Source organism: uncultured Flavobacterium sp. (genome assembly GCF_963925185.1).
Taxonomy (GTDB): domain Bacteria; phylum Bacteroidota; class Bacteroidia; order Flavobacteriales; family Flavobacteriaceae; genus Flavobacterium.
Map to the genome: position 1 here is coordinate 63145 of NZ_CAWURC010000013.1, position 9085 is coordinate 72229.

The following is a 9085-nucleotide window of genomic DNA, read 5'->3' on the forward strand; positions in this document are numbered from 1 at the left end:
ATAGGTTTTTAAAGTTGTAAAATCCTATTAAATTTCAAAAAAAAATAAAAATACAAAAATGAGATTAGAAGATTTTGATAACGATGAAGACAAAGTAATTCAGGATAAACTGAAAAGAAAAACTTGGAACGAAATACGAACCAATGACAGCTGGGCAATTTTTAAAATTATGTCCGAATTTGTAAACGGCTATGAAAACATGGCGAGAATAGGCCCTTGTGTTTCTATTTTTGGGTCAGCTAGAACAAAATCTGGGGATAAATACTATTTATTAGCCGAAAAAATTGCATACAAAATAAGCAAAGCAGGTTATGGTGTTATTACTGGCGGTGGTCCTGGTATAATGGAAGCGGGTAATAAAGGTGCTCAACTAGGTGGAGGAACTTCGGTGGGTTTAAATATTGTTTTGCCATTCGAGCAGCATTATAATCCATATATTGACCAAGATAAGAACCTAAATTTTGATTATTTCTTCGTTCGAAAAGTAATGTTTGTGAAGTACTCACAGGGCTTTGTTGTTATGCCTGGAGGTTTTGGAACTATGGATGAATTATTTGAAGCATTAACCTTGATTCAGACAAAAAAAATTGGAAAATTCCCGATAATATTAGTTGGAACCACCTTTTGGTCTGGATTAATGGAATGGATTAAAACAGTTTTGGTCGAACAAGAGCATACCGTAAATGCTACGGACATGAATTTATTTAAAATTGTGGACACCGAAGATGAAGTGCTGGATGTCTTGGATAAATTTTACAGGAAATATGATTTGACTCCCAATTTCTAAATAATTTTTTACAATAGTATTTAATCTTTTAAAAAAAATAATTGAAGTCATTCTATAAAAATATCCTATATATACTTGTTTTTATTACGTCGGTAAAACAATATGCTCAACATCATTCTCAAATGATTGTTGCTGTAGATATGGATAAGAAAACCTTGACTATTGAGCAGAAAATTGTACTTTTTAATCAAACGGAAGACTCGCTCACATCTATTTTTTTGAATGATTGGAACAATGCCTTTTCTTCGAAATCTTCCCCTTTGGCCAAGCGATTTTCGGATGAATTTTATAGAGGTTTTCATTTAGCCAATGAAGAAGAACGTGGAAGTACTACTAATCTTATTATTAGAAATCCAGATAAATCAATACTTTTTTGGGAAAGAACCGATAAAAATCCGGATTATATAGAAATTAAATTGAGAGATAAATTAGCTCCAAACCAAAAAATTACTTTACATCTTTCTTATATTGAAAAAATTCCAAGCGATAAATTTACTAAATATGGTTATGCTAGTGACGGAGGAATGAATCTAAAAAACTGGTTTCTTACTCCAGCACGTCAAGAAAATAATGCTTTTATTAATTATAGTAATAACAATTTAGATGACATTGCCAATGCTGTTTCTGATTTTGATATCGAAATAAAAGTCCCTAAAAATCTAGAAGTTACTTCCGATTTAAGTAGTAGTTTATTTTCTAAAACTGATGATTCTTCAATTTATAAATTAACAGGGAAAAATAGAACTGATTTTAGTCTTTTTATAGAACCAAAATCTAACTTTCGCAGTTATAAAAACAGTTCCATTGAAGTCGTGACAAACTTAAAAAGCAACAAGCTCGACGATATTCAAAAAGCTATTGTTATAGATAGGATCACCACATTTGCCAATGATTTAATTGGAAAATACCCACATGAAAAAATCACAGTTTCACAAGCAGATTATGAGCGAAACCCTTTTTACGGCCTGAATCAATTACCTTCTTTCATCAGCCCATTTTCGGATGAATTTCTTTTTGAAATTAAATTTTTAAAAACATATTTAAACAATTATCTAAACAATAGTTTGCGGCTAAATCCTAGAAAAGACAATTGGGTTTATGATGGAATTCAAATTTATGTTATGATGAAATATATTGATGAATACCATCCCAAAAGCAAAATGCTAGGCAGCGTTTCCAATATTAAATTATTAAAAAGTTATAATTTTATAAATTTAGATTTCAACAAACAATTCAGCTATTTTTATATGCTTATGGCTCGGAAAAATTTAGACCAGCCCCTTGGAGCGTCGAAGAATTCATTGATAAAATTTAACGAACAAATTGCCAGTAAATATCGAGCAGGATTAAGCTTAATTTATTTAGATGATTATCTTGAAAACAATTCTGTAACCAATGGTATTAGGCAATTTTATACCCAAAATAAGGAAACCCAAACGAGCAAAAATGATTTTGAAAAGGCTCTAAAATCAGAAACAAATAAGGATATTAATTGGTTTTTTAACACCATAATAAACTCTCGAGAAAATATCGATTATAAGTTTGCTAATGTGTCAAAAACAAAGGATAGTGTCTCCTTTTCGTTAAAAAATAAAACGGGTGTTTCCGTTCCAATTCCTGTGTTTGGTATAAAAAAAGACACCATAGTTTTTAAAAAATGGATTGACAATTCGACAAAAGATAGCCTTTATACATTGTACAGAAAAAATGCGGAAAAAATTATTTTAAACTACAAAAATGATGTTCCCGAATTCAATTTAAGAAATAATTGGAAGAAATTAGAAGGTTTTTTTCCAAATAATCGTCCCATAAAATTTGTTTTTTTGAAGGATTTAGAAGATTCCTATTATAACCAAGTTTTATATGCTCCAATTTTGCCTTATAACGTTTATGATGGCCTTTCACCAGGTATAAGATTCCATAATAAAACCATATTAAACAAACCTTTTGTTTTTGATTTAAATCCCTCGTATTCCATAAAATCAAAAATAATGAATGGTACTGCTAGCTTTGCAATTAGTCATGATTACAGAAACAGCAATTTGTTTAACATAAAATATGCCATCAGCACTTCCTATTTCCATTATGCTCAAGATGCCACCTATCTAAAAATAAACCCCTCCGTTTTATTACAAATCCGGCAAAAAAACCTTCGAGACAATAGAAAACAACTAATCTATTTTCGTCAAGTAATTGTCAATAGAGAGAAAAGTGACTTTGTAGTTGACAACTCTTTAGAAGATTTTTCAATTTTTGACGCAAAATATATCAATACAAAAACCGAAGTTACTAATCATATGAGTTTTGTAGGCAATTTGCAATTTTCTAATGAATTTGGGAAAATTTCATCTGAAGTACATTTTAGAAAACTGTTTGAAAACAATCATCAAATAGATTTACGAATGTATGCAGGTGGTTTTATATATAACAATACCAATTCTGATTTTTTTAGTTTTGCATTAGACAGACCTACAGATTATCTTTTTGATTATGGATACTTAGGTAGATCGTCAAGTACTGGATTTGCGAGTCAAGAATTTATTTTGGCAGAAGGAGGATTCAAATCAAAACTAAGCACACCTTATGCTAACCAATGGATTACCACTTTAAATGGAAGTTATACTATTTGGAATTGGATAGATATTTATGGAGATGTCGGTTTTGTAAAAAACAAACAGCAAAAACAAAAATTTGTCTATGACGGAGGAATCCGGATGAGTTTATTGGCGGATTACTTTGAATTGTATTTTCCTTTGTATTCGAATAATGGTTGGGATATAGCACAAAATAATTACAACGAAAAAATTAGGTTTGTAGTTACTCTAGACCCCAATAGATTAATCAAACTTTTTACTAGAAAATGGTTTTGATTTAATTTATAATCCCCTAAAAATTATGTTATTATTAATAAATTAACTTAAAAATAAATTTAATTTAAAAAATAAGCCTTATATTGAAAATAAATTATTGAAAATAAAATTGTATTTCTTTCAATGAATTATGAAAATAGCCAGTTTTTAATTAAATTTGCCGGCTGAAGCTTTACTCTTTAATTATGATAAAAGAAAAAAAAAATCCCGTATTAACATTTGAAGACTTCAAAACTGAAGTGTTGAATGACTATAAAATAGCTTTAATCAGCCGAGAATGTAGTTTACTAGGACGCAAAGAAGTATTAACTGGAAAAGCAAAATTCGGGATTTTTGGAGATGGAAAAGAAGTTCCTCAACTTGCTATGGCAAAGTTCTTTAAAAATGGTGACTTTCGTTCAGGATATTATCGCGATCAAACTTTTATGATGGCAATTGGCGAATTAACGATATCGCAATTCTTCGCCGGATTATATGGTCATACTGACATTAAACAGGAACCAATGTCGGCAGGAAGACAAATGGGGGGACATTTTGTAACACACAGTTTGAATGATGACGGCAGTTGGAAAAATTTGACCAAACAAAAAAATTCAAGTGCCGATATTTCACCAACCGCATCACAAATGCCAAGATTATTGGGACTTGCACAAGCCTCTAAAATATATAGAAATGTACCTGGAATTACAAATAAATCTAATTTTTCTATCGATGGGAATGAAATAGCTTGGGGAACCATTGGAAACGCGAGTACTTCGGAAGGTGTGTTTTTTGAAACCATAAATGCAGCCGGTGTATTACAAGTACCTATTGTAATGAGTGTTTGGGATGACGAATATGGCATTTCTGTTCATGCAAAATATCAAACAACAAAGGAAAGTATTTCCGAAATTTTAAAAGGATACCAAAGAGAAGAAGATACTAATGGTATCGAAATCTTAAAAATAAAAGGTTGGGATTATGCAGGTTTAATAGCAACTTATGAAAAAGCCGCTGATTTAGCTCGTGAAAAACATATTCCTGTACTTATTCATGTAACCGAATTAACACAGCCACAGGGACATTCTAGTTCAGGTTCACATGAAAGATATAAAGATGCAACAAGACTAGCTTGGGAAAAAGATTTTGATTGTATTCGACAAATGAAATTGTGGATGATTGCTATCAATATTGCTTCGCCTGAAGAACTAGAAGAAATGTATATCAATGTAAAAAACGAAGTCTTAGAAGGAAAAAAAGCAGCTTGGAACGCTTTCATTGACCCAATTATCGCGGAACAAAAGGAACTTGTTGCATTGCTTGAAAGAACAGCTACCGCAAGTATAAATAAAGACAATATTCTGAAACTTGTTTCTGATTTGAGCAGCATAAAAGCCCCTCTAAAAAAAGAAATTCTTGTTACTGCCCGCAAAGTCTTAAGATTAGTAATAAACGAAAATTGCAAAACGGAATTATCTCTTTGGATAAACAACTACACACAAAAAACCCAACAAACATTCAGCAGCCACTTATTTTCTGAGTCTAGTTCGAATGTGTTTTCAGTAAAAAAAGTGCTGCCAGAATATCCAAATGACGCTAAAGTAGATACCGACGGCCGAGTCATTATACGCGATAATTTTGATACCATTTTTACAAAATATCCTGAAGTATTAATTTTTGGAGAAGATGCAGGAAATATTGGAGATGTAAACCAAGGTCTGGTAGGATTACAGGAAAAATATGGAGAACTTCGTGTTTCCGACACTGGAATTAGAGAAGCAAGTATCATTGGTCAAGGAATAGGAATGGCTTTGAGGGGTTTACGTCCCATTGCCGAAATTCAATATTTGGATTATTTATTATACGCAATTCAAATTCTAAGCGATGATTTAGCCACTTTGCAATATCGAACAGTTGGGAAACAAAAAGCACCTCTTATCATTCGAACTCGTGGTCATCGACTCGAAGGAATTTGGCATTCAGGCTCGCCTATGGGAATGATAATAAATGCCTTGAGGGGAATTCATATTTTAGTTCCTAGAAACATGACTAAAGCAGCCGGTTTTTATAATACTTTGCTGGCATGTGATGAGCCTGCATTAGTTATCGAATGTCTAAATGGCTATAGGTTAAAAGAAAAAATGCCCTTGAATTATGGCGAGTTCAAAACACCAATTGGTGAGATAGAAACAATAAAAGAAGGAACTGATATCACTTTAGTTTCTTATGGTTCTACATTAAAGCTGGTTGAAGAGGCCGCAAAAGAACTTTTAGAAATTGGAATTGATTGCGAAATAATCGACATACAATCCCTCCTTCCGTTTGACGTTAAAAAAGATATTGTAAAAAGTATAGCCAAAACTAACCGATTATTAGTCGTCGACGAAGACGCTCCTGGTGGAGCATCAGCTTATATTTTACAACAAATTTTAGAAAATCAAGATGGTTATAATCATTTAGACAGCAAACCACAAAGCTTGACAGCTAAAGCGCACAGACCAGCTTACGGTACAGATGGTGATTATTTTTCGAAACCATCCATAGAAGATATTTTCGAAAAAGTATATGCTATGATGAACGAGGTAAATCCTTCGAAATATCCGGTTTTGTATTAAAAAATATTACTTAATCACCTTGAGTTTTTTCAATACATTGTCAATAACCTGGTTTATTTCTATAGAAATTACGAATCTATAATTGAGATAAACGTATACAATGGTCATTAGTATCGATTTTAAAACTATTGAGATTATCGGATTAAAAGGAAACTCCCAAAAGTAAAATACAAGAAATAAAATAAGCGTAAGAGCTATTGAATAGAAGGTTTGTTTGGTAAAAGGATATAAATCCAATTTTTTAACTACAAAAAGTAATTTAGCCAAGCTATATAAAGTAATCGACAATAAAGTGGCAAATGCTGACCCTATTATACCATATCTTGGAATAAAAATCATATTCAGGCCAACCGTTAAAATCACCAAAAGAACTCCCAAAAACAACACGGTTCGATAATATTTTGTATTGAAAATAATAGCATTATTATTCCCCAAAATTAAATCAAAATATTTAGAAAGACCAATCATAAAAACGACCAATATACTACCAAGATATAATTCCTTTTCTGCGGGGTCTTTAAGTCCTTGTATAATTATTTCATATAACATATTAATATTTACAAAAATACCAAGCATTACATAACCTCCTACCACTTGCAAATTAATTGATGTTTTTTTGTATAAAATATTCATTTCATCATGCTTGTTTTCGTGCATTAATTTTGCAGTAATTGGATATACAATTTGATGCATGGCGCGACTTGGAACCGAAATAACCAAAGCAATATAAGTTGCCACCGAATAAAAAGCAATGTTTTCAATACGCATATATTGGTTTAGAATAATTTTATCTCCATCTAATAGCAAATTAGCAACACTTCCAGACAAAATAATATAAAATGTATAGGTCAAAATATCCTTTACATTATCCGGAATCCGGAACTGAAACGCCGGTTTTTCAATGCTAAAAGCATAATACATTGTTACGATTAGAGCTAAAAAATACACTACTGCCGTGGCATAAATAAAACCTGTAATACTTAACCAATCCAAATAAACACCAACCAATAAAAAAAGCGAAGACGAACGTAGTCCAACTTCTTTAATGAAATTTCCAAAAACAGAATGCATATGAACTCTTAACCAAGCATAAAAAATCTCGAAATAAGCCATACACAAACCTATAAAAGGGATTAACCAAATAAAACTTTTTACAATTTTGTTCTTTTTTGACAAGAAAAATAAAATTTCATCATAAAAAAACAACCCCAGAATCAACAGTGGAATTATTATTACAAAGGGAAACAAAACAGTAAACGATAAAAAACGGGAACGCTCCTCACGAGTTTCATACTGTGAATAAAATTTTACCAAAGTGTTTTGCATACCTATGGCAAATAATGGCATAATTACATTGGCAAATGAAAGTATAAAGTTAGATAGCCCATAATAAGTCGCCCCAAGAAGAACAGGATAAAAATAAATGGTATTTATACCGCCAATGGCAAAACCGATATACGTTATTATAGTGTTTTTTAAGGACTGATTTAATACTATTCCCATTTATAAGGTTAGGAGTTAGGAGTTAGGAGTTAGAAGTTGAGCCAATTTTTCAGTTAAACTCTTTCTTGAATATTGTTGTAAACCAACGCCGTTCGATTGTAGTTTTCCTTCTAAAAATTGATTATAAAAGCCCAAAAGTACACTTTTTAGTTTCGTTTTTTCGGAATAGTCAAAAAATACGCCTGTGTTTGTATTGGTAATTATTTTGGCAAAGTCGGAACCGTTTGGACCAATCGCAACAATAGGTCTTCCAGAAACCATATATTCGAATAATTTCCCTGGAATAATACTTTTGGTGTCATCGGAATTAATTTCAATAAGCAACAAAACCTGTGACTTTCTTTGATGTGCAATCGCTTCAGAATGGGAAACATAACCCAAATTATTCAAATACGATTTCAGTTCAAATTGGGTAATGGTTTCCAAAACTTCTTGGCTTACTGCTCCAATTAATTTTATTTCCAAATGCGTTTTAAAATCAGGCAGTTCATTGATTAGTTCCACTAAACTTTCCCATAATATTTTAGGGTTTCTTTCCGACAAAAAAGAGCCAATATGAGCCAAAGTAAATTTTGAATCCAAAGCTTCTTTCACTCCATTTTCTGTGTCATAGCCATTTGTAATCACCGCAATTGGTCTATTCGTTATGGCTTGAAATTTAGTTTTTGTGGTCTTGCTTGTCACAATAATGGTATCGGCTGTATTCAGCACTTGGTGTTCCAATGCTTTGTGTTTTTTGACTGCATAATTCGACAATCGCAAGGATTTATGATAACCAATAGTTGTCCAAGGATCACGAAAATCGGCAAACCATTTTACTCCAAATTTCTGTTTTAATTCCAGTCCAATGAGGTGTAAACTGTGCGGCGGTCCAGAAGTTACAATGGTGTCAATTTCATTTTCCAAAATATATTTTTCCAAAAACCTAACTGATGGTTTTACCCAAAAAACGCGCGCATCTGGAATGAAAAGATTGCCCCGAATCCAAAGAAATACTTTGTCCAGAAAGGATTGTTTTTTTTGATTGGGTATAATTCCCGAACTGATTTTTTTGGTTTTATTCTTCGAAAACATAGACGCAAATTGATACGGTTCAAAGATTTTATGCTTTAAAATAATTGCCTTTTCCGAAACTTCATTTATCAAAGCTTCGTCAATAATTGGATACGTTGGATTCTCCGGAATATAAACAATGGATTGAACACCAAAATCGGGTAAATATTTAACAAATTTCAACCAACGCTGAACACCTGGCCCTCCGGCTGGTGGCCAATAATAGGTTATGATAAGAAGTTTTTTTGGTTTCAAGTTTAAGGCTTAAGGTTTAGACT

Annotated in this window: 5 protein-coding genes; 3 read left to right on the forward strand and 2 right to left on the reverse strand. The window is 32.0% G+C overall.

Features of this window, described 5'->3' with window-relative positions; all coding sequences use genetic code 11:
- Positions 1-58: 58 nt before the first annotated feature.
- From AABM59_RS04110 to AABM59_RS04120, 3 genes are all read left to right on the forward strand, one after another.
- Positions 59-787 (forward strand): TIGR00730 family Rossman fold protein, encoded by a 729-nt coding sequence (locus AABM59_RS04110; protein WP_338407706.1) that lies wholly within the window; start codon positions 59-61, stop codon positions 785-787.
- Positions 788-828: 41 nt separating this feature from the next.
- Entirely contained in the window at positions 829-3657 is a 2829-nt protein-coding gene (locus tag AABM59_RS04115) for an aminopeptidase (RefSeq protein WP_338407707.1), read from the forward strand.
- A gap of 185 nt (positions 3658-3842) precedes the next feature.
- On the forward strand, positions 3843-6251 hold the full coding sequence (locus AABM59_RS04120; RefSeq protein WP_338407708.1) for a thiamine pyrophosphate-dependent enzyme: 2409 nt from the start codon (positions 3843-3845) through the stop codon (positions 6249-6251).
- 6 nt (positions 6252-6257) lie between these two features.
- On the opposite strand, the gene AABM59_RS04125 is transcribed toward AABM59_RS04120, so the two are convergent.
- Positions 6258-7754 (reverse strand): polysaccharide biosynthesis C-terminal domain-containing protein, encoded by a 1497-nt coding sequence (locus tag AABM59_RS04125; RefSeq protein ID WP_338407709.1) that lies wholly within the window; start codon positions 7752-7754, stop codon positions 6258-6260.
- Between the two features lie 15 nt (positions 7755-7769).
- Positions 7770-9062, reverse strand: a complete 1293-nt coding sequence (locus tag AABM59_RS04130; protein ID WP_338407710.1) for a glycosyltransferase family 4 protein — start codon at positions 9060-9062, stop codon at positions 7770-7772.
- Between the last annotated feature and the right edge of the window lie 23 nt (positions 9063-9085).